This is a genomic window from Rhodoplanes sp. (assembly GCF_013377085.1).
GTDB lineage: Bacteria > Pseudomonadota > Alphaproteobacteria > Rhizobiales > Xanthobacteraceae > Rhodoplanes.
In genome coordinates this window covers 59,255-83,626 of sequence record NZ_JACAAX010000023.1, presented here as the reverse complement: position 1 = coordinate 83,626, position 24,372 = coordinate 59,255, and the positions used below count along the sequence as shown (strand labels likewise).

Annotated in this window: 21 protein-coding genes; 11 read left to right on the top strand and 10 right to left on the bottom strand. The window is 69.5% G+C overall.

What is annotated here, in order from left to right; genetic code table 11:
- Nucleotides 1-4: 4 nt before the first annotated feature.
- From hpnI to hpnK, 3 genes are all read left to right on the top strand, one after another.
- Complete coding sequence (gene hpnI / locus HXX10_RS16880) at nt 5-1,186, top strand: bacteriohopanetetrol glucosamine biosynthesis glycosyltransferase HpnI (protein WP_296523947.1); 1,182 nt, start codon at nt 5-7, stop codon at nt 1,184-1,186.
- Complete coding sequence (hpnJ, locus tag HXX10_RS16875; protein ID WP_367141991.1) at nt 1,186-2,613, top strand: hopanoid biosynthesis associated radical SAM protein HpnJ; 1,428 nt, start codon at nt 1,186-1,188, stop codon at nt 2,611-2,613. Before hpnI ends, hpnJ begins: the two co-directional genes overlap by 1 nt.
- 180 nt (nt 2,614-2,793) lie before the next feature.
- Nucleotides 2,794-3,639, top strand: a complete 846-nt coding sequence (hpnK, locus tag HXX10_RS16870) for a hopanoid biosynthesis-associated protein HpnK (protein ID WP_296523943.1) — start codon at nt 2,794-2,796, stop codon at nt 3,637-3,639.
- 54 nt (nt 3,640-3,693) lie between these two features.
- Here hpnK and hpnA read toward each other — a convergent pair whose 3' ends face one another.
- From hpnA to waaF, 7 genes are all read right to left on the bottom strand, one after another.
- A complete protein-coding gene (hpnA, locus tag HXX10_RS16865; protein WP_296523941.1) occupies nt 3,694-4,686 on the bottom strand; it encodes a hopanoid-associated sugar epimerase in 993 nt (330 codons plus the stop codon).
- A gap of 81 nt (nt 4,687-4,767) precedes the next feature.
- Entirely contained in the window at nt 4,768-6,276 is a 1,509-nt protein-coding gene (locus HXX10_RS16860) for a tripartite tricarboxylate transporter permease (RefSeq protein ID WP_296523939.1), read from the bottom strand.
- Between the two features lie 9 nt (nt 6,277-6,285).
- On the bottom strand, nt 6,286-6,825 hold the full coding sequence (locus HXX10_RS16855) for a tripartite tricarboxylate transporter TctB family protein (protein ID WP_296523938.1): 540 nt from the start codon (nt 6,823-6,825) through the stop codon (nt 6,286-6,288).
- Nucleotides 6,826-6,940: 115 nt separating this feature from the next.
- On the bottom strand, nt 6,941-7,918 hold the full coding sequence (locus tag HXX10_RS16850; RefSeq protein ID WP_296523937.1) for a tripartite tricarboxylate transporter substrate binding protein: 978 nt from the start codon (nt 7,916-7,918) through the stop codon (nt 6,941-6,943).
- A gap of 203 nt (nt 7,919-8,121) precedes the next feature.
- Nucleotides 8,122-9,189, bottom strand: coding sequence for an Ldh family oxidoreductase (locus HXX10_RS16845; protein ID WP_296523936.1), 1,068 nt, complete (start codon nt 9,187-9,189; stop codon nt 8,122-8,124).
- Between the two features lie 164 nt (nt 9,190-9,353).
- On the bottom strand, nt 9,354-9,614 hold the full coding sequence (locus tag HXX10_RS16840; RefSeq protein ID WP_296523934.1) for a hypothetical protein: 261 nt from the start codon (nt 9,612-9,614) through the stop codon (nt 9,354-9,356).
- 167 nt (nt 9,615-9,781) lie between these two features.
- A complete protein-coding gene (gene waaF, locus HXX10_RS16835) occupies nt 9,782-10,855 on the bottom strand; it encodes a lipopolysaccharide heptosyltransferase II (protein ID WP_296523933.1) in 1,074 nt (357 codons plus the stop codon).
- A 141-nt stretch (nt 10,856-10,996) separates the two neighbouring features.
- Between waaF and rfaD the strand changes: the two genes are divergently transcribed.
- The 3 genes from rfaD (at nt 10,997) to HXX10_RS16820 (ending at nt 15,427) form a co-directional block, all read left to right on the top strand.
- Nucleotides 10,997-11,992 (top strand): ADP-glyceromanno-heptose 6-epimerase, encoded by a 996-nt coding sequence (rfaD, locus tag HXX10_RS16830; RefSeq protein WP_296523932.1) that lies wholly within the window; start codon nt 10,997-10,999, stop codon nt 11,990-11,992.
- Between the two features lie 198 nt (nt 11,993-12,190).
- Nucleotides 12,191-13,705, top strand: a complete 1,515-nt coding sequence (rfaE1, locus tag HXX10_RS16825; protein ID WP_296523931.1) for a D-glycero-beta-D-manno-heptose-7-phosphate kinase — start codon at nt 12,191-12,193, stop codon at nt 13,703-13,705.
- A gap of 306 nt (nt 13,706-14,011) precedes the next feature.
- A complete protein-coding gene (locus HXX10_RS16820; RefSeq protein ID WP_296523252.1) occupies nt 14,012-15,427 on the top strand; it encodes a mannose-1-phosphate guanylyltransferase/mannose-6-phosphate isomerase in 1,416 nt (471 codons plus the stop codon).
- Between the two features lie 201 nt (nt 15,428-15,628).
- Here the strand turns inward: HXX10_RS16820 and HXX10_RS16815 are convergent, their stop codons facing one another.
- Nucleotides 15,629-16,228 (bottom strand): D-sedoheptulose 7-phosphate isomerase, encoded by a 600-nt coding sequence (locus HXX10_RS16815; protein ID WP_296523930.1) that lies wholly within the window; start codon nt 16,226-16,228, stop codon nt 15,629-15,631.
- Nucleotides 16,229-16,564: 336 nt separating this feature from the next.
- Here HXX10_RS16815 and HXX10_RS16810 point away from each other — a divergent pair, with 336 nt between their 5' ends.
- The 4 genes from HXX10_RS16810 to HXX10_RS16795 all read left to right on the top strand — a co-directional run bounded on the left by HXX10_RS16810 (nt 16,565) and on the right by HXX10_RS16795 (nt 21,376).
- The gene (locus HXX10_RS16810) at nt 16,565-17,557 is read left to right on the top strand and encodes a lysylphosphatidylglycerol synthase transmembrane domain-containing protein (protein WP_296523929.1); all 993 of its coding nucleotides are present in this window, start codon (nt 16,565-16,567) and stop codon (nt 17,555-17,557) included.
- A gap of 91 nt (nt 17,558-17,648) precedes the next feature.
- On the top strand, nt 17,649-18,962 hold the full coding sequence (locus HXX10_RS16805; RefSeq protein WP_296523927.1) for an FAD-binding oxidoreductase: 1,314 nt from the start codon (nt 17,649-17,651) through the stop codon (nt 18,960-18,962).
- Nucleotides 18,959-19,705, top strand: coding sequence for an SDR family NAD(P)-dependent oxidoreductase (locus HXX10_RS16800; RefSeq protein ID WP_296523925.1), 747 nt, complete (start codon nt 18,959-18,961; stop codon nt 19,703-19,705). The genes HXX10_RS16805 and HXX10_RS16800 overlap by 4 nt, the downstream gene beginning before the upstream one ends.
- Nucleotides 19,706-19,780: 75 nt before the next feature.
- Nucleotides 19,781-21,376 (top strand): hypothetical protein, encoded by a 1,596-nt coding sequence (locus HXX10_RS16795; protein ID WP_296523923.1) that lies wholly within the window; start codon nt 19,781-19,783, stop codon nt 21,374-21,376.
- 57 nt (nt 21,377-21,433) lie between these two features.
- Here HXX10_RS16795 and HXX10_RS16790 read toward each other — a convergent pair whose 3' ends face one another.
- A complete protein-coding gene (locus tag HXX10_RS16790; RefSeq protein WP_296523922.1) occupies nt 21,434-22,894 on the bottom strand; it encodes a UbiA family prenyltransferase in 1,461 nt (486 codons plus the stop codon).
- Nucleotides 22,895-23,297: 403 nt separating this feature from the next.
- Here HXX10_RS16790 and HXX10_RS16785 point away from each other — a divergent pair, with 403 nt between their 5' ends.
- Nucleotides 23,298-23,612 carry a hypothetical protein gene (locus tag HXX10_RS16785; RefSeq protein ID WP_296523921.1) on the top strand — a complete coding sequence of 105 codons (315 nt, stop codon included), beginning with the start codon at nt 23,298-23,300 and terminating at the stop codon, nt 23,610-23,612.
- A 42-nt stretch (nt 23,613-23,654) separates the two neighbouring features.
- On the opposite strand, the gene HXX10_RS16780 is transcribed toward HXX10_RS16785, so the two are convergent.
- Nucleotides 23,655-24,287, bottom strand: coding sequence for a GntR family transcriptional regulator (locus tag HXX10_RS16780; RefSeq protein ID WP_296523961.1), 633 nt, complete (start codon nt 24,285-24,287; stop codon nt 23,655-23,657).
- Nucleotides 24,288-24,372 lie beyond the last annotated feature (85 nt).

Sequence of the window (24,372 nt, the reverse complement as noted above, 5' to 3'; positions counted from 1 at the left end):
CGCCATGCTCGCCACCCTGCTCACGGCCGTCCTGATGCTGCTGGCGCTCGCCGGCTGCGGCTATCTCGTCATGGCGATCGTGCTGGTCGGCCGCTTCGCGGCGCGACCGGTGCCGTTGCTGGCCGCTGGCGCATCCCTCTCCGGCGTCACGGTGCTCAAGCCGCTGCATGGTGCCGAGCCGGGCCTCTACAACAACCTCGCCTCGCTGTGCCGCCAGACTTTTGCGGGTTCGCTTCAGATCGTCTGCGGGGTCGCCGATCCGGCCGATCCTGCCGTGGCCGTGGTGCAGCGGCTGATCGCCGATCATCCGGGCCTCGCCATCGATCTGGTGATCAATCCCGCCCGGCACGGCACCAATCCGAAAATCTCCAACCTGATCAACATGGTGGAAAAAATCCGCCACGACTTGGTCGTGCTGTCGGACAGCGACATCAGCTTACGGGAGACCGACCTCGCCCAGGTCGTCGCGGCGCTGGAGCAGCCGGGCGTCGGTGCCGTCACCTGCCTGTATGGCGGCGCCGGGGTCGTGGGCGTGTGGTCGGATCTCTGCGCGCTCGGGCTCACCGCGCACTTCCTGCCCAACGCCGTGGTCGGGATCGCGCTCGGCCGGGCGACGCCCTGTTTCGGTGCCCTGATCGCGCTGCGGTGCGACACCCTGCAGGCCATCGGCGGCTTCGAGCGTTTTGCCGACATCCTGGCGGACGACTACGCGATCGGCGCCGCCGTCCGGGCGCACGGTAAAAGTGTGGCGGTGCCGCCGCTCGCCGTGCTGCATCGTTGCGACGAGGCGAGCCCCAGGGCTCTGTGGGGGCATGAGCTTCGATGGGCCCGCACCGTGAGGGGCCTCGATCCGGCCGGCTGGCTCGGCTCCGGCGTCACGCATCCGCTCGCCTTCGCGGTGCTGGCGATCGCGGCCGGCGGCGGACGGCCGGCGTTCGGGCTCGTGATCGCCGCAATCTTCTGCCGTATCGTGCTGGCGTTGCGGGTCAGTGTTGCCTTCGCGCTTCCGGTGCCGGCGCTTTCGCTCGTGCTGCTGCGCGACCTCTTGACCTTCGGCGTGTTCGTGGCGAGTTTCCTCGGCCGCGGGGTGACCTGGAAGAACCAGGACTACGAGATGAAGGCGGATGGCACGTTCACCGAGAACGCGGCCGACCAGAATGCCGCCAAAGGGGAGTCGGTGAGATGATGCGCACGCTGTTTCTGCAGGGGCCCTCCTACGACGGCTACGACGGCGGCGCCGGCGCGCGCTATCAGTCGAAGCGGGAGATCCGCTCGTTCTGGTATCCGACCTGGCTGGCGCAGCCCGCCGCGCTGGTCGAGGGCTCGAAGCTGATCGATGCGCCGCCGCACCGGCTCGGCATCGACGACGTGCTGCCCGAGGTGAAGACCCGCGACCTGGTGGTGCTGCACACCTCGACGCCGTCCTTCTCGTCCGACATCCGCACCGCCGAGGCGATCCGGGCCGCCCATCCGGGCGTGAAGATCGGCCTGGTCGGCGCCAAGGCGATGGTCGACGCGCAGGGGTGCCTGGCCGCATCCCCGGTGATCGATTTCGTGGCGCGTGAAGAATTCGACTTCACCGTGAAGGAGATCGCCGAAGGGCGCGATTTTTCTGCCGTGAAGGGCATCTCCTGGCGCAACCGCGACGGCGTCATCGTCCACAACGACGAGCGCGAGATCCTCGAGGACATGGACGCGCTGCCGTTCGTCAGCCCCGTCTACAAGCGCGACCTCGTCATCGAGAACTATTTTTCGGGCTATCTGCGCCACCCGTATCTGTCGTTCTACACGGGGCGCGGGTGCAAATCGCGCTGCACCTTCTGTCTGTGGCCGCAGACCATCGGCGGCCATCGCTACCGGGTGCGCAGCGTCGGCCACGTGGTCGACGAGCTGCGCTGGGCCAAGCAGGCGTTCCCGCAGGTGCAGGAGTTCTTCTTCGACGACGACACGCTGACCGACAACGCGCCGCGCGTCGAAGAGCTCGCGCGCGAGATCGGCAAGCTCGGCATCATGTGGTCGTGCAACGCCAAGGGCAATGTTTCGCGCGAGACCCTGAAGGTGATGCGGGACAACGGCCTGCGGCTGCTGGTGGTCGGCTACGAGTCCGGCAACCAGCAGATCCTGCACAACATCAAGAAGGGCATGCGGATCGAGGTGGCGCGGCAGTTCACCAAGGACTGCCACGATCTCGGCATCCAGATCCACGGCACCTTCATTCTCGGCCTGCCGGGCGAGACCCGGGAGACCATCGAGGAGACGATCCGGTTCGCCACCGAGATCAACCCGCACACCATCCAGGTGTCGCTGGCCGCGCCCTATCCGGGCACGCATCTCTACAACCAGGCGATCGAGAACGGCTGGCTCCTGGACGAGAACATGCAGCTCGTCTCCGAGCACGGCGTGCAGGCGGCGGCGATGAACTATCCGCACCTCGCCCATACCGAGATCTTCTCCTCGGTCGAGGACTTCTATCGCCGCTTCTACCTGCGCGCCCCGAAGATCGCCTCGATCGTCTCGGAAATGGTGCGCTCGCCCCAGATGATGAAGCGCCGCCTGCGCGAGGGCGTCGAGTTCTTCCGCTTCCTGCGCGAGCGCAAGCAGGCGGCGGCGTGAGGCGCACTTCGCTGGGCGTTGCACTGCACCCTCCCCTGGAGGGGGAGGGTCGACGCGCGAAGCGCGTCGGGGTGGGGTGAAGCCCCGCGCACCGGCAGCGCTGTCACCCCCTCCCGGCGGACTTCGTCCGCCGACCTCCCCGCTCCAGGGGGAGGTGAGCACGGAGAGGCCTCGTCTCCCATGAAACGCCTCGTCGTCACGGCCGATGATTTCGGGCTCGCCGTCGAGGTCAATGCGGCGATCGAGGAGGCGCATCGCGACGGAATTCTTTCCGCCGCGAGCCTGATGGTCGGCGCGCCGGCCGCGGCCGACGCGGTCGCGCGGGCGCGGCGCCTGCCGACTCTCCGCGTCGGCCTGCACGTGGTGCTGCTCGAGTCCCGCCCGGTGCTGCGCCGTGATCAGGTGCCCGATCTGGTCGATGCGCACGGACTCTTCCGCAGCGACATGGTGCGGCTGGCGGTCGAGATCTTCGCGCGACCTTCGGTGAGACGGCAGATGCAGGCCGAGGTGGCGGCGCAGTTCTCGGCGTTCCGCGAGACTGGCCTGACACTCGACCACGTCAACGCCCACAAGCATTTCCATCTGCACCCGACCATCGCGGCCGCCGTGATGGCGCAGGCGTCGCGGGCCGGCGCCAAAGGCCTGCGGGTGCCGGTCGAGCCGGCCGGCGTGATCGATGCGACCGGGCAGGGGGCGTCGCCGCTCGGCGCCCGCCTGACGGCGTGGTGGGCGGCACGGCTGGCGCGGCAGGCGCGGGCGGCCGGCTTCGTCGTGCCCGATGCGGTGTTCGGCCTCGCCTGGTCCGGCGCCATGACGGCCGTTCGCACGGCCTCGCTCCTGCAGCGGCTGCCGGAGGGAACGAGCGAGATCTATTTCCACCCGGCGACCAGCGACGCGTTCCCGGGCCACGCGGAAAACTACCGCTACACGGACGAGCTCGCCGCTCTCACGTCCGGCGAGGTTTTGACGGCGGCGAAGCAGTCAGGGGCGATGCGGGGCGGGTTTGTGGATTTCGGCGCGGCGTAAATTGCTCCGTCATTCCGGGGCGCCGCGTAACGGCGAGCCCGGAATGACGAGTGATCACCCCACCATGCCGGCCTTGCGGAACCACTCCAAAGCGTCGGCGAGGCCTTCCTGATGGGGGCGGGAGACATAGCCCAGCTCCCGGCGGGCTTTCTTGTCATCGAAGAACATGCGGTACTTCGCCAGCTTCAGCCCGTCGACCGTGACGAAGGGCTCGCGCCCGGTCAGACGCGCAAAAGCCTCGGCCGCGTAGGCGAGCGGGAAGAGGGCGCGGCGCGGCAGCTCGATCGCCGGCGGACGGCGGCCGACCAGGCGGGCGATGTCGATCAGCATGTCGCGCAGATAGACGTTCTCGCCGCCCAGGATGTAGCGCTCGCCGACCGCGCCCTGGCGCAACGCCAGCAGGTGCCCGGCGGCGACGTCGTCGACATGGACGAGGTTGAGGCCGGTGTCGACGAAGGCCGGCATGCGCCCCTTCGCCGCCTCGACGATGATGCGGCCGGTGGGCGTCGGCTTGATGTCGCGCGGGCCGATCGGGGTGGACGGATTGACGATCACGGCCGGCAGCTTTTCGCGCCCCACCATCTCCTCGACGGCGCGCTCGGCCAAGACCTTGCTGGTCTTGTAGGCGCCGATCGCGTCATCGGCCGACAGCGGCATGGTCTCGTCGGCGACGACGCCTTCCGCGAGGCGCAGCGTCGCGACGCTCGACGTGTAGACGATGCGCTCGACGCCGGCGCGCAGCGCCTCCTCCATCACGATGCGGGTGCCGTCCAGATTGGTGCGGATCAGTGCGGCCGGATCGCGCGTCCACAGCCGGTAGTCGGCGGCGACGTGGAAGGCGTAGCGTACGCCGCGTAGGCTGGCCGCGACCGAGGCGCGGTCCATGATGTCGCCGGTGGCGACCTCGTCGGCGGGATCGAGATTGGTGCGCGGGCTGGTCTTTCGCACCAGCGCACGCACGCGAAACCCGTCGCGGCGCAACACCGTCGCGACGGCGGCCCCCAAAAATCCGCTGGCGCCCGTGACCAGGACCGTGTCGGCCGACAAGGGACTCTTCCCCGCTCTCGCGTCACTCGTGAAAAGACCCGGCGCCGTGAGGCGCCGGGTCCGGGTCTCGTCGAACTTGCGTCAGGCCACCTCGGCGCTTTCCTGCGCGGCGACGAACTGCTTCGACCGCTTGAGCAGCATCGGCAGGAACAGGAACAGCGCGGCGCAGACCAACAGCCCCAGCGAGATCGGCTTCTCCAGGAAGATCATGTTCGAGCCCTTGGAGATGATCAGCGCCTGGCGATAGGCCTGCTCCAGCCGCCCGCCGAGAATCAGGCCGAGGATCAGCGGCTCGACCGGGTACTTGTGGATCCGCATGTAGTAGCCGAGCAGGCCCGCCGCACCGGTGAGCACCAGGTCGACGGCGCTGTAGCTCAGCGACCACACGCCGATGGTCGAGATCACCAGCACGGTCGGCATCAGGAACTTGGCCGGGATGCGCATCACTCGGGCGAAGATGTTGACCAAGGGCCAGTTGAGCAGCAGCAGCATGGTGTTGCCGACATACATGCTGGCGATCAGGGTCCACACCACGGCGCCGTGCTTCTCGAACATCAACGGGCCGGGTGTGATGTCGAGCATCATCAGGGCGCCGAGCATCACGGCGGTGGCGCCGCCGCCCGGCAGCCCGAGCGTGAGGAGCGGCACCAGCGAGGCGCCGCTCGCCGCGTTGTTGGCCGACTCCGGATTGGCGACGCCGCGGATGTCGCCGGTGCCGAGCCGTTCGGGATGGCTGCAGACGCGCTTCTCGAGATTGTAGGTGATGAAGGTCGACAACGTCGCGCCGGCGCCCGGCAGCATGCCGATGATGAAGCCGAACACGGTGCCGCGGATGATCGACGGCAGGCTGTAGAGGAACTCCGACCAGGAGACCCACACCTTGTCGGCCTTGACGATCTCGGCCCGCGTGCCGGCGTGCACTTCGCGCGCCGTGATCACCACCTCGGTGAGCGCGAACATGCCGATCGCCACCACGACGAAGTCGACGCCGTCCTGCAGGAACGGATTGCCGAAGGTGAAGCGGGCGGCGCCGGAGACGAGGTCGATGCCGACGGTCGCGACCATCAGGCCGAAGCAAGTGCTGATGATCGACTTGGCGACATTGGTGCCGGTGAGGCTCGCCACCGTGCACAGGCCGAACACCATCAGGGCGAAGAACTCGGCCGGTCCGAACAGGAGTGCGTAGCGGGCGATCGGCGCGCCGACGAAGGTGAGCATCAGCACCGCGAAGGTGCCGGCGATGAACGAGCCGATCGCCGCGATGGCGAGCGCCGGGCCGGCGCGGCCCTGCATGGCCATCTTGTGGCCGTCGATGGTGGTGATCACCGAGGCGGATTCGCCCGGGATGTTGACCAGGATCGAGGTGGTCGAGCCGCCATACATCGAGCCGTAATAGACCGAGGTGAGCATGATCAGGGCGGTCGCCGGCGGCATGCTGAACACCAGCGGGATCAGCATGGCGAGGGTCGCCGTCGGGCCGAGTCCGGGCAGCACGCCGATCAGCGTGCCGACCAGGCAGCCGGCCAGTGCGATCAGCAGGTTGAGGGGCAGCAGGGCGGTCGCGAAGCCGTTGAGCAGTTGCTCGAACATGAGGGATCCCTAAAACCGCAGAAATTCGAGAATGCCGAGCGGCAGGCGCACGTTCAGCCCGTACTTGAAGCTGACATAGACCACGATGGTCACGGCGAGCGCGAGGGAGAGCACGATGTGCCAGCGCGTCTCGCCGAGCAGGGCCGTGAACAGCACGAGCAGAATGAAGGTCGCGACCGGGAAGCCGAGATCCGGCATGAACCAGAGATAGCCGAGGACGACGATCCACAGCGCGACGAAGTGCCAGTCGAGGCCGAGCCGGGCGAACAGGTTTTCCCCGGGCGCGGCGGGCGCGGTCGCCGCGGGCGACGTCCCGTCGCGCCGGGCGCGAAGACGGGCGATGATGTCGCCGGGCGACAGCAGGAGCCACAGGCCCATCGCCGCGAACACGATGCCGAGCAGCTCGGGAAAGGTGGTCGGCCCCGGGGTGTCGGGGAGCTGATAGAAATCCGGGATATTGAAGGTTTCCCACAGGTAGCCGCCGGCGACCAGCAGGATCACGAAGCCTTCGATTCGCGTCCGCGGGGACGTTGTTTTCGCGATGTCCATGCAGCAATTCCTCAACAGGCGCGGTGCGGCCCGGGGCTGATCGCGGGCATCGCACGATCGGGCCGCTCGGCCGCGGCGGCGTCGGATCCGGCAGTCCGGCGCCGCCGCGTGCGGGTTATTTCACGAAGCCGAGCTCCTTGAGCAGGAGACGATAGCGGACGGCCTCGTCGTTCACGTGCTTGACGAAGTCGTCGCCGAAGCGGGTGACCGGCTCCCAGCCGAGCTTTTCGCGCTCCGCCGCCCATTCGGGGGTGTTCACCATCGCCTTCATGGTGCCGACCCACCAGTCGTAGGCTTCCTTCGACACGCCCGGCGCCATGTAGTAGCCGCGCCAGATCACGTAATCGACCGGTGCGCCCTGCTCGGTGGCGGTCGGGATGTCGGGGAACTTGCTCGAGCGCTTGTCGGACAGGATCGCCAGGCCGCGGATCTTGCCGGCCTCGAGCTGACCGGTCGCCTCGGAGATGTCGAGCGCGGCGACCATGGTGTGGCCGCCCAGCATGGAGGTGAGCGCCTCGCCGCCGCCCTGGAACGGCACGTAGACGACCTTGGTCGGCTCGACCCCGATCGCCTTGGCGAACAGCGCGACCTTCATGTGGTCCTGGCCGCCCGGCGCCGAGCCGCCCGAGAAGGAGACCGACTTCGGGTCCGCCTTCATGGCGGCGATCAGATCGGCGAGCGTCTTGAACTTGGAATCGGCCGTCACGAAGAAGCCGCCATACTCGGCGCCGACCTGGGCGAGCGGCATCACCTCCTTGTAGGTGTAGGGCGTGCGTTGCAGCGCCACCGTGAAGGTGAGGGCGGGCGAGGCCGAGACGATCAGGTTGGTGTCGCCCTTGCGCTTGGTGACCACGTTGGCGATGCCGACCGCGCCGCTGCCGCCCGGCATGTTGGTGACGTAGATGCTGCCCTTGAAGGCGCCGGTCTTCTGCAGCACCGACGCGGCGGTGCGGCAGGTGATGTCCCAGCCGCCGCCGGGGTTCGAGGGGGCGATGCACTCGCCCTGTCCGTTGGGCTCCCAGGCCGCGGCCGGAACGATGGCCAGCGGGCCGGCGAGAGCCAGTCCTGCAACAAGCAGCCCGATTTTTTTCATGGTGGTTTCCTTTCCAGCGACAGGGCTGGAGCACGCCGGAGACGGCTGACAGCACCGTTGGCGGACGACATGGGTTTCGTCAAGTATTCGTGGAATCGGTCTCGGCCTGCAGCTTCCTTGCAGTCGGGGCGACGCTCGGGTCGGAGCGTCGTCTTGCAGTCGCGAAGGTCGTTTTGCTCCGCCCTGATCGGGGCGTTCGCCGGTCAGAACGGCAGCGCGGCGGACAGGCCGGTCTCGGCCGCGAGCTTGGCCAGATCGGTGCGGGTGTCGGCCGGCAGGGCGAGGCCGAGCCGGCGGTTCTCGGCGTCGTTTCGCGCCTCGCGCTCGCCCGGATAGAGGATCTCGTCGAAGCCCTGGGCGGTCGGCACTGCCTTGAGCGAGGCGATCATCTCCTCCATGCGGGCGTCGAACGTTTCCCGGGGCTGGATCGCCGCGATGTCGAGGGCGATCATCAGATGGCCGGCGCCGCTCCGGTGCTCGCACTGATAGGGCCCGTGCACGCCGGCCCCGAAGGCGCTGCCGGTGAGGACGCCGGACAGCATGTCCATCACCAGCGCGATGGCGTAGCCCTTGTGCTGCGCCATCGGCAGGATGATGCCGGCGATCGCCTCGGTCGGGTCCGTGGTCGGCGCGCCGTCGGCCGTGATGGCCCAGCCCTCCGGAATCGGCCGGCCCTCCTGGCGGGCCAGGTAGATCTTACCCCGCGCGACCCCCGTGTTGGCGATGTCGAGCACCATCGGCGCGTGGTGCCCGGCCGGCGCCGCCCAAGACCACGGATTGGTGCCGATGGTCTTCTGGCGGCCGCCCCACGGCGCCATCGCCGGGCTGGCATTGGTGGACAGGAAGGCGACGCACCCTTCCGGCGGCGCCATCAGGGTGAAATACATCGCCGTGCCGAAATGGTTCGAGTTGCGCACTGCGACGGCGGCGATGCCGTGCTGCTTGGCGCGGCGGATCGCTTCGCGCGCCGCCAGCGCCGTCACCACCTGGCCCATGGCCTCGTGCCCGTCGACGACCGCGACCCCGCCGGCATCGACGACGATCTCGGGGCGGCCGCGCGGGTCGCAGACGCCCGCCTTCAGCCGCGCTGCATACCAGGGCAGGCGCAGCACGCCGTGGCTCTGGTGGCCCCACAGGTCGGCCTGCACCAGCGTGTCGGCGCACAGAAGCGCGTCGTCGTCGGCCATGCCGACGGCTCGGTACACGGCAGTGGAGAAATCGACGAGGCGATCGGGAGAGACGCGGGGGGTGCTGTCGTCGGGGCTGGTCATGGAACGTCCGGTCGGGAGATGCCGGACGCCGGGCGCGTCGACAATCATCTCACGAAACGTGATCGTCCTACAGCACTGCGGCGTGCCGGCCAATCGGGGCCGGCACGGATGGGGCGAGGAAACGGCCGCCGGCGTGCCGACGGCCGGCCGTCATTCGCGCGGAATCACCAGCGGCGCCAGTGATGCCGATAATGCGGCCGCCAATAACGGTGCCGGTAGTGAACGCGCGGGTGGTGGTGCCAGCGGTAGACTCGGTGGTGGCGCCGGTGGACCCAGTATCGGACCTGGACCACGTCGGCCTCGCCGGCGCTTTGCGGTGCGATGGCAGCGGCAGTCGGGATCAGGGGCGTCGCCTGTGCGGCCGGCGCGGCGAAGCCGGCGAACAGCAGGGCGGCGGCGAAGGCTGTCGCAATCAGACGTCGCATGGTGTCTCCTTGGAGCCCAAGGCGTGGCAGGACGGGAGCTTGTCCGGCGAGAGAGGCGGGACGAGGCCGGGTCTCCCGGACAGTAACGGCGCCGAGGCGCATGCGTTCGCCCGCGCCGGCAGTTTACCGACGCAGTCGCTGTCATGCGGCCGGACGGTCGGCGCCGCTCAGGTCGGGATGCGCCGGGTCGCCTTCAGGGCGGCCTCGATCACGGTTTTCGAGGGGATGTCGCGCATGCAGGCGTGATGGCCCATCTTGCAGGTCGGCTCGTGGCAGGGCCGGCACGGCACCAGGGTCGTCGTCTCGATGGTGGCGGCGATCGGGTTGAGGGGCGCCCAGTGCCACGGGCTGGTCGGCCCGAATATGCCGATGGTCGGCGTGCCGAGTGCGGCGGCGACATGCAGCAGGCCGGAGTCGTTCGACACCGCGACGTTCGCCGCGGCGAGCGCCAGGATGGCGTTGCGCAGGTCCGTCCCGGTGAGGTCGACGACGCGCTCGCCGCCGATCGCAGCGATCACCTCCGCCTGCGGCTTCTCTCCCGGGCCGCCCAGCACCCAGATATCGAAGCCGTCCTGGGCGAGCTTTTGGGCGACCTCGCCATAGCTCTCGGCCGGCCAGCGCTTCGACGGGCCGACCGCGCCCGGTGCCAGGGCCGCGACGGGCCGGCTGCCGCCGAGACCGAGGCGCCGGCGCCAGGCCGCGACCTCGTCGGCGGGAGCGACCAGCATGGGCATCGGCCATTCGGGCGGCTGGGCTGCGCCCTTCGGCAGCGCCAGCGTCGCGCACTGGTCGATCATGCGCGGCAGCTTTTTCTCGCCCCAGCGCAGGTCGTTGATGACGCCGAACCGCATTTCGCCGACCAGCCCGGTGCGGACCGGGATGCCGGCCAGGAACGGGGCCAGCGCCGCCTTCCACTTGCGTGACATCACCAGGGCCTGGCCGTAGCCCTCGGGCCGAAGCCGGGCGGCGAGCGCCCGGTGCTTGGGATAGGCGAGCTGCTTGCGTGGCAGGTCCCAGACGATGCCCTTGCGCACGCCCGGCATGTAGTCGAGCAGCGGCGCAACCATCGCGGTGGTGAGAACGTCGATCGGCCGCTCCGGGTCCTGCGCCTTCAGCAGGCGTACGACGCTGTGGCAGCGGACGAAATCGCCGATCCACATGTACGGCACGATGAGCAGCGGCCGTCCGCCCGGGCGGACCGGGGAGGGGGGCGTTTCAGGCGCATCGGACAGGGCCGTCATGGGGCCGAGGCGCTAGCCCGGTCCGGGCCGGAAGTCCAGGGGGGCGGTCCCGGGGCAGGAAATCCCGTGTTGCGCAATGGCCCGCGGCGGGGGATAGGAACCCGGCCGGGGCGCCGGCCGGTGCCGCAGGATGGGACGACGATGTTTCTGGTGACGGGCGGGGCAGGGTTCATCGGGTCGAACGTGGTGGCGAGCCTCAACGAGGCCGGCCGCACCGATGTCGTCGTCAACGACCGGCTGGGCACCGACGCCAAATGGAAGAACCTGGCCAAGCGCGAGATCGCCGATTTCGTCCCGCCCGCGGACCTGGCCCGCTGGCTGGAGGGGCTCCGGCTCGCCGGCCAAAAGCTCGATGCCGTAATCCACATGGGCGCCAACTCCGACACCACGGCGCGCGACGGCGACGAGGTGATGGACTCGAACTTCCGCCTGTCGCTGCGGCTGCTCGACTGGTGCACGACAAACCGCACGCCGTTCATCTACGCCTCCTCGGCCGCGACCTATGGGGACGGCGAGGGCGGCTTCGTCGACGCCGAGGATCTGGACGCGTTGCGAAAACTGCGGCCGCTCAATCTCTACGGCTGGAGCAAGCACCTGTTCGATCTCGCGCTCAAAGGTCGGCAGGCGCGCGGCGAGCCGCTGCCGCCGCAATGGGTGGGGCTGAAGTTCTTCAACGTGTTCGGGCCCAACGAGTACCACAAGGGCGAGATGGCGAGCCTGGTCGCCAAGCGGTTCGACGACGTGCGTGCGGGCCGCACCGTGACGCTGTTCAAGTCGCATCGCGACGGCATCGCCGACGGCGACCAGCGGCGCGACTTCATCTATGTCGAGGATGCCGTGGCGGTGCTGCGCTGGTTCCTCGCCACGCCCTCCGTGTCGGGCCTGTTCAACGTCGGCACCGGCGAGGCGCGCAGCTTTCGCGATCTGATCACGGCAGCCTTCACGGCGCTCGGGACGCCGCCGCAGATCGAATATGTCGACATGCCGGTCGCCATCCGCGACCAGTACCAGTACTTCACCCAAAGCTCGGCCGAGAAGCTTCGGCGGGCCGGCTGGAACGGCGGCTTCACCTCGCTCGAGGACGCGGTCGGGCGTTACGTCACGGGCTTTCTCGATCGCAGCGACCGGTACCGGTAGGAACGTTACTCTGTCGTCATTCCGGGGCGCACCGAAGGTGCGAACCCGGAATCCAACCACAAGCGCCGAGATCGCCGCTGGATTCCGGGTCCGGCGCTCCGAAGTCGGCTGCTGCCGACTTCGGAGCCATAAGATGCCGATCCCGGGTATACCCGGGATCGGTGCGCCGGCCCGGAATGACGGAAACGGAACGACACCATGCTCGACTTCGAAACCTTCATCAGCCGCATCCCCGGGCAGACCGTGATCTGCATCGGCGATCTGATGCTCGACCAGTTCGTCTATGGCGAGGTGTCGCGGGTGTCGCCCGAGGCGCCCGTGCCGGTGATCGCCGTGCGGCGCGAGGAGACGCTGATCGGCGGCGCCGGCAATGTCGCCTGCAATCTCGCGACGCTGGGCGCCACCTGCGTGTTCGTCGGGGTGGTCGGCGACGACGAGGCGGGCCGCACGCTGGGCGACGCCTTCGCGCGCCACGACGGGCGGGTCGCGGCCAGGCTGGTGGTCGACCCGGAGCGGCCGACCATCAGAAAGCTGCGCTTCGTCTCCGAGCACTATTCGAGCCATCTGCTGCGCGCCGACTGGGAGCGCGTCTCGCCGGTGCCGCCGGCGATCGAGGAGGCGCTGCTCGCCCATGTCGAGGCGGCGCTGCCGGCTGCCGGCGCCGTGGTGCTGTCCGACTACGCCAAGGGCGTGCTGACGCCGAAGGTGGTGCGCGGCGTGATCGAGCGGGCCCGCGCGCTCGGCAAGCCCGTGGTGGTCGATCCCAAGGGGCGCGACTTCTCGGTCTATCGCGGCGCCACTTTGATCACGCCGAACCGCAAGGAGCTCGGCGAGGCGTCGCGCCGGCCGCTCGCCGGCCTCGACGACATCGCGGTCGCGGCCGAGGAGCTGCGGCTTTCCGCCGAGAGCGAGGCCCTGCTGGTGACGCTGAGCGAGGAGGGCATGCTGCTGAAGGCGGCCGGCCGCGCGAGCGTGCATGTCCCGGCCTATCCGGTGCGGGTGCGCGACGTGTCGGGCGCCGGCGACACCGTCGTCGCCGTGCTGGCGCTCATGCTCGCGACCGGCGCCGGCTTCGAGGCGGCGATGCGGGCCGCCAATGCGGCGGCCTCGGTCGCAGTCGGCAAGCGCGGCACCGCCACGGTCTCGGCGCTGGAATTGCGCTCGCATCTGCTGCCGGCCTCCTCGCTCGCCTCCGAGGAGAAGATTGTGTTCGACGACGCCGTGCTGGCCGAGCGCGTCGCCGCCTGGCGGCTGCAGGGCCTACGGATCGGCTTCACCAACGGCTGCTTCGACATTCTGCATCCCGGCCATGTGCGGGTGCTGAGCCGGGCGCGCGCCGCCTGCGACCGCCTGGTGGTCGGCCTCAACAGCGACGCCTCGGTCAAGCGCCTGAAGGGCGAGGGGCGGCCGATCCAGGACGTGGTCGCCCGCGCCGACGTGCTGGCGGCGCTCGAAGCCGTCGACCTCGTCGCCGTGTTCGAGGAGGACACGCCGATCGAGCTGATCCGGCGGCTGCGCCCCAACGTGCTGGTCAAGGGCTCGGACTACCGGGTCGACCAGGTGGTCGGCCACGAGGTGGTCGCGGCCGACGGCGGCGAGGTGGTGCTGGTCGACATCGTGCCGGGCCACTCCACCACCGGCATCCTGAAGAAATCCGGCCAGGCGCCCGACCGCGCCGGCGGGCCGGCACTGCCCGACGCGCTGCCGCGCTGAGCAGGCCTCGCCGTCGGTCCGGCGCGCGTCGCGGACCTGTCGTTCGGACGTCATACGAGATCGGCAATGGTCCCGCGGCCGCGCGGTTCACCACGTCGCAGCGTTGCGTTTCCGTTCCGGCCCGAAATGGCTTAAGCAGGCGCCGGCGTATCCGGAGGGACTCCTCCGGCGGCGCGGACGAGCGGGCTCGCGACAGGCGTGTGGGCCTTCGCCCAATTCGCACGCGTGTCGCGTGACGTGCCGGAAACGACTGGCCTGAACACGACTCGCCGAACAATGACTCGCCTGGAGATGGCTCGCCCCAAAATGGCTCGCAAGATCATCCCCCTTCTGCTCGCCGGCGGGTCCGGCACCCGTCTGTGGCCGGTGTCGCGCGACGCGATGCCGAAGCAGTTTCTGCCGCTGGTCGGCGCGCGCTCGACCTATCAGCAGGCCTTGGCGCGGGTCTCCTCGCCGGCGCTGTTCGCGCCGCCGATCGTGATGACGGCGAACGACTTCCGCTTCTTCGCCCGCACCCAGGCCGAGGAGCTCGGCCTCGACGCCACCGTCGTGCTGGAGCCGATGCGGCGTGATTCCGGCCCGGCCATCGCGGCCGGTGCGGCGCTCGCCCGCAAGCGGGATCCGAATGCCGTCGTGCTGGCGATCGCGGCCGATCACGTGATCCTCGACCAGGACGTGTTCGAGGCGACCTGCGCGGCCGGTCTCGAGGCGGCGGAGAGCGGCAGCATCGTCACGTTCGGCATCCTGCCCTTCGCCCCGAAGACCAGCTACGGCTACATCCGGCGCGGCGCCGCGATCGGTACCGAGGGCGTCGCCGCCGTCGATGCCTTCGTCGAGAAGCCCGATGCCGGCACGGCGGCCCGCTACGTCGCCGAAGGCTATCTGTGGAACTCCGGCAACTTCCTGTTCGGCGCCGAGACGCTGCTGTCCGAGCTCGCCCGCTTCGAGCCCGAGATGGCGCGTGCCGTCGAGACCGCGGTCGACCGTGCCACGCTCGATCTCGGCTTCGTGCGGCTCGACGCGGAGGCGTTCGGAGCGGCGCCGCAGAAGTCGATCGACTACGCCGTGATGGAGCGCACCGACCGGGCCGCCGTGATCGAGGGCCGGTTCCGCTGGTCCGACATCGGCTCGTGGGACGCGGTGTTCGACGTCGCGCCGCGTGACAATGCCGGCAACGTGCTGTCCGGCCCGGCCGCCGTCTTCGAGGCGCAGGACTGCATCGTCCATGCCGAGGACCGCCTGACGGTGGCGCTCGGCGTCAAGGATCTGGTGATCGTGACGACGCCCGACGCCGTGCTGGTGCTGCCGCGCGCGCGCGCCGAGGACGTCAAGGCGATGGTCGCCGAGCTGAAGAAGCAGGGGCGCAGCGAGGCCGTCGAGCACCGGCTCTGTCATCGGCCGTGGGGGCACTACGATTCGCTCGACCACGGCGAGCGCTATCAGGTCAAGCGCATCGTGGTGGCGCCGGGCGCGCAGCTCTCGCTGCAGAAGCATTATCATCGCGCCGAGCACTGGGTGGTGGTGCGCGGCACCGCCGAGGTGACGGCGGGCGAGACCCACAAGATGGTGCACGAGAACGAGTCGATCTACATCCCGATCGGCGCCGTGCACCGGCTGGCCAATCCGGGCAAGATTCCGCTCGAGCTGATCGAGGTGCAGACCGGCAGCTATCTGGGCGAGGACGACATCGTCCGCCTCGACGACGTCTACAAGCGCGAGTGACGTCGGGCCTTAATTTGCGCCGACCCACCTCTCGGATATGGCCGGACTTGTCCCCATACGGGGTAAGTGTTGCGCCGGCTATCAACACTCCGTCATTCCGGGGCGCCGCGCAGCGGCGAGCCCGGAATCCACACACACAGGCCGGGGTTATGGGTTCCGGGCTCGCGGCCTTCCGGCCGCGCCCCGGAACGACGGACTGAGTCACGACGGCGGCGGGCCGAACAGCGCGTCCTCGACCAGCGTGCAGATCGCGTGCGCCGCGACGATGTGGATCTGCTGGATCAGCGGCGTCTCGGGTGTCGGCGCGGCGAGCACGTGGTCGCACAGCGCCGTCATGGCGCTCGGCTTGTTGCCGGTGAAGCCGACCGTCACGACGCCGAGCTTGCGGGCCGCCTGAAGCGCCGCGATCACGTTGGGCGAGCGGCCCGAGGTCGAGATCGCGATCAGCACGTCGCCGGCCCGCGCCAGGCCGCGCACCTGCCGCTCGAACACGTGGTCGAAGCCGTAGTCGTTGCCGACCGCGGTCAGAACCGAGGTGTCGGTGGTGAGCGCCACGGCGGGCAGCGGGTCGCGGTCGAAATTCATCCGCGACAGGAACTCGGCCGCGATGTGCTGGGCATCCGCGGCGCTGCCGCCATTGCCGGCGAGCAGCAGCTTGCCGCCGGACTGGTAGGAGCGGGTGATCGCCTCGGCGATCTCGGCCACCGAGGCGAGCAGCGTGGCGTCCGTGGCGGCGCGTTCGAGCGCCTCGCACGACCTCCTGAAATGATCGGCGATGGTGTCGGGGCTCCGCTCGGCCATGGTCGGTCCTTCGGGTGTGGCGCCGGCTTTCGCGCCGCGGCCCCGGCCGGGACCGGGCGGCCGCGATAATGCGGACCGGCGACCGACCGTCAAGGGCCGGGGTCGCAGGCCGGCCCGGCGCGCCCCGGCGCTGCGCCTGCTGGCGGCCTGCAAGGCGTTCGTTTACACCGCCCCTGTAGAACGCCCGGTCTGTCGGCCACCGGCCGGCCCGGAGCGAAGGGATCATTCATGCAGGCGACCGACTCGTCCGGGCGGGCCGGGGCTGGTGAGGGCGACGCCGCAGGCTCTGGCGCCGCAGGCTCTGGCGCCGCAGGCTCTGGCGCCGCAGGCGCCCGCATGCTGCGCCCGGCGCTGCGGCGGGCGGCCGTGGTCGCGGCCGGGCTCGCCGTGCTGTCGCTCGTCGCCGCCGTCGTCGTGCTGGCGGCCCGCAACGATCTCGCCAAGGCGATCCGGGTGCTCGCCGATGCGCCGGTCTGGCTCGTTCTGGTGGTCGGCGCCTTCGCCACCGTCAACTACGCGCTGCGCACCCACCGCTTCGTCTATTTCGCCGGAAAGCTCGGCCTGACGGTCGGTTTCGTCGAGATGTCGGCCTACTACATCGCCGGCTTCGCCCTGACGATGTCGCCCGGCAAGCTCGGCGAGATGGCGCGGCTGTGGTTCCTCAAGCGCAAGTTCGACTTCAGCTACCGCCGCGGCATCGCCCTCCAGCTCGGCGACCGGATCAGCGACATCTACGCCATGCTGCTGCTCTGCATGGTCGGGCTGACGGCCTTCGACCAGTATCGCGGCGTCGTCCTGGCCGTGCTGGCCGTGGCGCTCGCCGGCACGCTCGTCCTCGCCCGCCCGCGCCTGCTGATCGCCGCCGTCGATCTCGGCTATGCGCTGCTGCGGGTGAAGCCGCGGGCCTTCGTGTCGATGCGCCACATGGTGCGCAACACCGCGCTGGTGATGCAGCGCGAGGTTTTTCTGGTCGGGCTCGGGCTCGGCGTTCTGTCCTGGTTCGCCGAGGCGGCCTCGCTCTGGGTGGTGCTCGAGCTGCTCGGCACGCCGATCGACCTTTTGGCCGCGACCTTCATCTTCGCTTTCGCGGGCGTGGTCGGCGGCCTCACCATGCTGCCCGGCGGGGTCGGCGGCTTCGAGATCGTCATGGTGATGCTGCTCGGCGCCCAGGGCGTGCCGACCGAGGTCGCGCTGGTCGCCACCGCGATTCTGCGCCTCGGCACGGTGTGGTACGCAACCGCTGCGGGCTTCCTGGCCGTGCCGGTGGCCGTGCGAGTGTCGACGCCACGGCCGGCTTGTGCGCCGGCGACGAGCGGGATCGCGCCGTGACGGGGACGTTCATACAAATGCCAGGAAAAGGCCTTAGCGCCGGGGGCTGGATCTCGCCCCGGCGCGCGGGGCACCGGGGGCACACCACCGCATGAGCATGACGCCGATGTCCTCCTGGGGACGCCTCACCCGCCTCCCGCACGAGGTCACGCGACCGCCGTTCCTCGACGACGCCTCGTCCGTGATCGCGTCGCCGGGCAAGCCGATCCTGTGTCGCGGTCTCGGCCGCTCCTACGGCGACGTCTGCCTCAATGCCGACGGGCGACTGCTGGTCACCGACCGGCTCGACCGCTTCCAGTGGCTCGACCTGCAGGCCGGGCGCCTGCGTGCCGAAGCCGGGATGTCGATCGACCGGCTGCTGCGCGTGATCGTGCCGCGCGGCTGGTTCCTGCCGGTGACGCCCGGCACCAAGCTCGTCACGCTCGGCGGCGCGGTCGCCAACGACGTGCACGGCAAGAACCACGAGCTGGCCGGTACCTTCGGGGCGCATGTCGAGCGGCTCGGCCTGCTGCGCTCGACCGGCGAGACGCTCACCTTGTCGCGCGACCAGAATGCCGAGCTGTTCGCCGCGACGGTCGGCGGGCTCGGGCTCACCGGCTTCATCCAGTGGGTCGAGCTGAAGCTCGTGCCGATCCGCTCGGCCCGGCTCGACACCGACACGCTGCCCATCAAGGACGTCGACGACTTCTTCCGCATCGCCGAGGCGAGCCGGGACTGGCCCTTCACGGTCGCCTGGGTCGACTGCCTGGCCAAGGGGAGCGATCTCGGCCGCGGCCTGTTCATGCGCGGCCGCTGGGCCGAGACCGGCGGTCTGGCGGTGCACCGGTCGCCGCGGCTCGGCTTCGCGCCGGAATTGCCCGGGTTCCTCCTTAACGCCGTCACCATGCGGGCCTTCAACGCTCTCTATCGCAACCGTCCCCACGGGCTCGGGACCAGGACGCAGCACTACGACCCGTTCTTCTATCCGCTCGACGCACTGTCGAGCTGGAACCGGCTCTACGGCAGGCACGGCTTCTATCAGCACCAGTCGGTGGTGCCGTTCCCGGCCGCCCGCGACTCGGTCAAGCGCATGCTGGAGACGACCGCGGCGCAGGGGCAGGGCTCGTTCCTCGCCGTCCTCAAGCTGATGGGCGACACGCCGTCGCCCGGCGTGCTGTCCTTCCCGATGGAGGGCGCGACGCTGGCGCTCGACTTCCCCAACAAGGGCGAGCGGACCCGTCGCCTGCTCGACACCCTGAGCGACGAGGTGCTGGCGAATGGCGGCCGTCTCTATCCCGCCAAGGATGCCGTGATGAGCCCGGCGATGTTCCGCGCCGGCTACCCCGGATGGCGCACGGTCGAGGCCTGGCGCGACCCTGCCTTTGGCTCGGACTTCTGGCGGCGCGTGACCGGAGACGCCGCATGAGCGCGCCCTGCCGCATCCTCGTTCTCGGCGCCAGCTCGGCGATGGCGCAGGCCTATGCGCGGCTGCGCGCCGCCGGCGGAGCCTCGTTCCTGCTGGTCGGCCTCAATGCGACGCGGCTCGCCGCCGTCTCCGGCGACCTGCGCGCCTGCGGCGCTCATGCCGCCGAGATCATCACGGCCGACCTCGCCGACCTCGCCGGCGTGGAAGGGCGGGCGGCCGAGTTTCGCTCGCGTCTCGGCGAGCCCGACGAGGTGCTGATCGCCTATGGCGAGCTCGGCGATCAGGCCGAGAGCGAGCGCGACCTCGACGCCGCACGGCACGCCATCGACGTCAACTTCACCAGCGTGGCGCTGTGGATCCTGGCGCTGCTGAAGGACCGGCCGCCGCAGGCACCGCTCAATCTCGTCGTCATCGGCTCGGTCGCGGGCGACCGCGGCCGCGCCAGCAATTTCATCTACGGCTCGGCCAAGGGCGCACTCGACCGCTTCCTCGAAGGCCTCGCCCAGAAGGTCGCCGGCACGCCCGTGCATGTCGTCACGGTGAAGCCCGGCTTCGTCGATTCGCCGATGACCGATGCGGTCGCCAAGGGGCCGCTGTTCGCCAGCCCCGAGATGGTCGCGGCCGACATCGTGCGCGCCGTCGACAAGCGCCGCCGGGTCGTCTACACGCCGTGGTTCTGGTGGGTCATCATGACGATCATCCGCCACCTGCCGTGGTTCGTGTTCAAGCGCCTGCGGATCTGAGCGGCGCCTTCGCCACCCGGCGCGTGGCTCGTCTCGTCCCCGAAGGGACTCGCGGGGATGCGAACAGGTGCAAGATTGCCGGCCATCATGACGTCGAGAGCTCGTCGCGGCTCGGGTTGGATCGGCGGGATCGTCGTTCCGCTGGGCCTGATGCTCGCGACGTTCGCGTCGCTGATCGTTCTCTACCGGACGGGTCAGCCTCCGCTCCCCCGCTATCTCTACGACTCCGACGCGTTGTATCTGCCCACCTTGTTCTCCGACATCCTGCTTCACGGCGGCCGCATCTCGGACTGGTACCTGACGCCCGCCCCCTATTTCTTCCCCGACTTCATCTTGTATTTTCTCGCGTTCTCTCTCGGCAGCGACATCTATCTCAGCATCCTGCTGTTCAGCCTGATTCAGATAACGGTCCTCTTCATCGCTTTGAACTATCTGCTCGAGGCGTTCCTGGAGGGGCGACAGCTTCTGCTGGCGTCTGTTGCGACCGTTCTGCTGGTCTGGCTGTCCGTCAACGGGGGCGTGCCTTTCGTCTTCGTGCTGTCGAGCGGCTTTCATTTCAGTGTCGCGATCTCGGCCGTCGTTCTCGCGGGGCTGTGGTTGCGGATCTGCGACCAGGACGATCTTTCGAAGACGAAGGGGCTGATGGCTGCTGCGTGCTCGTTGTCGTTCCTGCTGTCGTTGTCGGACGACCTGTTTCTCGTGCAGGTTCTCGTCCCGTTCATCGGCGCGCTTGCGGTGTTCGGTCTTTGCACCAGGGAGGTCGTGGCCAGGCGATGCATCGCGGCGATCGGGCCGGCGGCGTTCGGACTCCTCGGCTCGTTGTCGTATCCCTACGTCGTCGCCAATCCGACGCGGTATCGGCCGCGGATCGACATCCAGGGCATCCCGACCAAGATGGTCGAGACGTATTCGGTATTCGCCGAGGTCATCGGGAGATTCCCGCCGGCCGGCGTGCTGCTCGTCGCCTATGCGGTTCTCCTCGTCTGGGTGCTTGCGGCCACGATTGGGCGCCGCCGAGTCGATCAAGCCTCCGTCAAGGTCGTGTGGCTGATCGTATTCTCCCTGCTGTCGTCGGCGTGTGCGGTTCTCGTCGTGCTGATCTCCAGCGGCATCGTCGCCACGTCGCGGTACTATATCCCGGTCTTCGTGTGGCCGATCATCGTCGGTGTCGTGCTGATCGGCACGGCGGCGAAGCACGGGCTTGTGCGACTCTTTACCCTGGTCGCCTCGCTGGCCGTGGTCTCACTCGTCGCGAGCGCCTGGTCTCGTCAGCAGGAGAGGGGGCTCGCCTCGGGCCACTATCCCGACGAGATCGCCTGCATCGATCGTGCGCTCGAGGCCGTCGGGCTGCGAAACGGAATCGCCGGATATTGGGACGCCAAGCACATCCAGGCGTTCAGCCGGCAGAGCATCACGCTGGCGCAGTATACGGAACACCTGGACGAGTTCCGGTGGATCACGTCCGGCGCGTCCTTCCGGTCGAGTTACGATTTCGCGATCATCTCGGAAAACGAGCCGACCACGGAAAAGATACCGCGACGAGCATTGATCGCGGCGGCCGGGGCGCCCGAGAACGAGGTGGCGTGTGGAGAGCGGATTCTGTTGGTGTACGGTCGCGACCGTCTTCGGCTCTCGAAGAGACCGGCCGGCGTGCCGGAACCGAGCAGGTGATGTGCCCCACAGAAGGAGGACGAAGATCCTCACCTCATCCGTGCGGCGCACCCGCCCTCAGATGGCGACGAAGAACGCGACACCGACGGCGGCGCCGAGCAGCAGGCTGCGCGGGTCCGCGAGGGCGAATACGACCGGGTCGTCATGGAGCTCGGTGCGATGGGCGAGCAGCCAGATGCGCTGGAGCCACAGCGCCATCAGGACCGGCACGGCGTAAAGCCATTCGGACGACCGGTAGAAGCCGGACGGGGCGGCATCATTCGCCAGATACAGCAGCATGATGATCAGCGAGAACAGCCCGGCTCCGACCCCGAACACCAGGGTCAGCGGCCAGTCGTCGCCGCGATAGCCGCGGCCGGCGATCGCTCCCGTGTCGGCGCGCGCCGCCTGCATCACCTCGGCGTGCCGCTTGGCGAAGGCGAGCGAGGCGAAGAAGGCGAGCGCGAACGACAACAGCCACGGCGACTGGGCGATCCTCAGCACCGCCGCCCCCATGGCGACGCGCAACGTGAACAGGCAGCCGATCACGAACACGTCGGCGAGCGGCTCCTGCTTGAGGGCCAGCGAATAGGCCGTGGTCAGCGCCAGATAGGCGACGAGCAGCAGCCCGAAAGACGGTGACAACAGGAAGCCGGCCACCAGCGACCCGAAGATCATGGCGGGGGCGATCGTGAGCCCGGCGGCGAGCGGCAGCGCCCCGCTGGCGAACGGCCGGCGACGTTTGGTCGAATGGCGGCGGTCGGCGGCGAGGTCGGAGAGGTCGTTGAGCAGATAGGTCCCCGAGACCATCAGGGACAGCACCAGGAAGCCCAGCGCGGCCAGCGCGACCTTGGCCGGGTCCATGAAGACATGGCCGACGAACAGCGGCACGAACAGCAGCACGTTCTTCGACCACTGGTGCACGCGCAATGCCCGCAGCCACACGTCCGCACTGGCGTGCGGTCGCGACAACGTGGCGAGCACCGGCGTGCCGGCGCGGGCGACCTCGCCGGCGACGCCCTGTGCGACGTCGCACAGCACGGCGCCGCGGGCGGCGGCGAACAGCGGCAGGTCGGCGGGACTGTCGCCGGCATAGAGGAAGCCGTCCGGAAAGCGCTCGCGCAGATGGGCGAGCTTCGCCTCGCCTTTCAGGTTGCGCACCCCGTCGCTGCCGGTCGCGCTGTCGAACAGGCCGTGCGTCTCGGCGGCCCCGTCCGCCACCGCCTGGTCGGCGGCCGTGACGAGATGGACGGCACGGCCGCGGGCCCGCTCGGTCCGCACCAGGGCGACGAGCTCCTCCCGCCAGGGCAGGTCGGCGAAGGCGGGCAGGCCGTGCCCGGCGAGGCGGCGCTTGAAGGCGGCGCGGTCGCGAATCGACAAAAGCGACAGGCCGGCCGCCAGTGGATTGCGGAACACGAGCCCGCTGAACGTCTCCACCAGCGTGTCGCCGATGAGCAGCGTGCCGTCGAGGTCGACGACCAATGGAAGGGCGAGGTCGGCGTCGAGGCCGCGGGGCTGGTCGGCGGTCGGCTCGTGCACGGGCGAACGTCCTCGGCCGGCCCCGGGCGGGGGTCGGATCCTGCGGGCGTTATAGCAGGGGAGACTTTACGAGTGCCGAACGGCCGGGCCCGCCTGGGTCGGCCGCGAGCCGTCGGGCCGGGCGGGTGCGTCCGGGCCGGCAGCCCGGCCTGGATGTCCCGAAGATTCGGGGCGTACGCTGGACCATCGTCGACGCCGTCGCAGCCGAATACGCTCCGACTCGCCGGACCGCCTTGCTGCAGCGCGCAAACGGATGACTGGGGATAACTCGGGATATATTTCAAGCAGCCCGGAACAAAAGCCGGTCAATCGGTATTATTCCTGATCGCCGACCGTAAACTTTGGGCGTCGGTGACTGAGAGACCCATAGTGCTCCCGCCTGTTCGACAAGAACGGAGCACCCATGAGCACGGACGGCGACGGCCCGGCTGCTGAACTCCCCGGCGCCGAAGCGTTGGCCGAACTGCATGGCGACAACGTCGCGCCGCCGGCCTTTTCGGTCGGACGCTCGCGCTGGCGCACCGAGAAGTCGCGGCAGGACGCCATCCATCACGATTCCCGGCACGCCTGCGTCGAATCGAAGACGCTGATCGACGGCGCGGCGGAACGCGTGCTGAGTTCGGGAAAGGCCTGCGTCATCCACAACGAGCAGGTCGCCAAGAGCCGGATCACCATTGCGCAGAGCCGCGCCCTGATGAAACGCCTCGACCGCGAGTGAGACGACGTCACTCGTCCGCCTTGCCCGGTAGTCCTCGGTGCCTCAGCCGGCGTCCTGCATCAGCCGCAGGCGGGCCCGCAAAGCCTCGCGGATGTGGGCGCGGGCGACCTGCTCGGCCGTGTCGGGGTCGCGGCCGGCGATCGCTGCGACGATCGCGGCATGCTCGGCGACGGCGGTCGACGGCCGCCCGCCGACATTGAACGTGGTCGGCCCGAGCAGCGCGATCGCATCCTGCATCTCGCGCAGTGCGCCATCGAGAAACCGGTTGCGGGCGGCCCGAACGATCGTCTCGTGCAGGAGCCGGTTGAGCCGCGCCATCGCGCGCGGATCCTCGGCCTGCGTGGCAAATTCGTCGGCGAGGTCGCGCAGCGTGTCGATCTCGGGCCCCGACGCCTGCGCCGCGGCGAGCCGGGCCGCCGCGCCTTCGAGGATTTCGCGCATGGCGTAGAGTTCCAGGACTTCGGCGGCGTCCGGCCGGCGGACCACCAGGCCGCGACCGCCGGCATGCTCGACCAGGCCCTTGCTCATCAGCCGGCCGAGCGCCTCGCGCACCGGGGTGCGGGAGACCTCCAGCCGCTGCGCCACCTCGTCCTCGACGATTCGGTCACCCGGGCGATAGACGCCGTCGCGCAGCGCCCGGCACAGCGCCCGGAACACCGCCTCGCCGAGCGGCAGGGCGCCCCGGTCGAGCGCGGCACGGTCGAGAACCGGCCGCGGCGGGTCGGGTCGGTCCGAGCGGCCCGGGGCGGCATCAGAGTTC

What these genes read in the sequence shown, in the direction of transcription:
- hpnI (WP_296523947.1), top strand. Translation starts at nt 5, where the DNA reads ATGCTCGCCACCCTGCTCACGGCCGTCCTGATGCTGCTGGCGCTCGCC.
- hpnJ (WP_367141991.1), top strand. Translation starts at nt 1,186, where the DNA reads ATGCGCACGCTGTTTCTGCAGGGGCCCTCCTACGACGGCTACGACGGC.
- hpnK (WP_296523943.1), top strand. Translation starts at nt 2,794, where the DNA reads ATGAAACGCCTCGTCGTCACGGCCGATGATTTCGGGCTCGCCGTCGAG.
- HXX10_RS16860 (WP_296523939.1), bottom strand. Translation starts at nt 6,276, where the DNA reads ATGTTCGAGCAACTGCTCAACGGCTTCGCGACCGCCCTGCTGCCCCTC.
- HXX10_RS16855 (WP_296523938.1), bottom strand. Translation starts at nt 6,825, where the DNA reads ATGGACATCGCGAAAACAACGTCCCCGCGGACGCGAATCGAAGGCTTC.
- HXX10_RS16850 (WP_296523937.1), bottom strand. Translation starts at nt 7,918, where the DNA reads ATGAAAAAAATCGGGCTGCTTGTTGCAGGACTGGCTCTCGCCGGCCCG.
- HXX10_RS16845 (WP_296523936.1), bottom strand. Translation starts at nt 9,189, where the DNA reads ATGACCAGCCCCGACGACAGCACCCCCCGCGTCTCTCCCGATCGCCTC.
- HXX10_RS16840 (WP_296523934.1), bottom strand. Translation starts at nt 9,614, where the DNA reads ATGCGACGTCTGATTGCGACAGCCTTCGCCGCCGCCCTGCTGTTCGCC.
- waaF (WP_296523933.1), bottom strand. Translation starts at nt 10,855, where the DNA reads ATGACGGCCCTGTCCGATGCGCCTGAAACGCCCCCCTCCCCGGTCCGC.
- rfaD (WP_296523932.1), top strand. Translation starts at nt 10,997, where the DNA reads ATGTTTCTGGTGACGGGCGGGGCAGGGTTCATCGGGTCGAACGTGGTG.
- rfaE1 (WP_296523931.1), top strand. Translation starts at nt 12,191, where the DNA reads ATGCTCGACTTCGAAACCTTCATCAGCCGCATCCCCGGGCAGACCGTG.
- HXX10_RS16820 (WP_296523252.1), top strand. Translation starts at nt 14,012, where the DNA reads ATGGCTCGCAAGATCATCCCCCTTCTGCTCGCCGGCGGGTCCGGCACC.
- HXX10_RS16815 (WP_296523930.1), bottom strand. Translation starts at nt 16,228, where the DNA reads ATGGCCGAGCGGAGCCCCGACACCATCGCCGATCATTTCAGGAGGTCG.
- HXX10_RS16810 (WP_296523929.1), top strand. Translation starts at nt 16,565, where the DNA reads ATGCTGCGCCCGGCGCTGCGGCGGGCGGCCGTGGTCGCGGCCGGGCTC.
- HXX10_RS16805 (WP_296523927.1), top strand. Translation starts at nt 17,649, where the DNA reads ATGAGCATGACGCCGATGTCCTCCTGGGGACGCCTCACCCGCCTCCCG.
- HXX10_RS16800 (WP_296523925.1), top strand. Translation starts at nt 18,959, where the DNA reads ATGAGCGCGCCCTGCCGCATCCTCGTTCTCGGCGCCAGCTCGGCGATG.
- HXX10_RS16785 (WP_296523921.1), top strand. Translation starts at nt 23,298, where the DNA reads ATGAGCACGGACGGCGACGGCCCGGCTGCTGAACTCCCCGGCGCCGAA.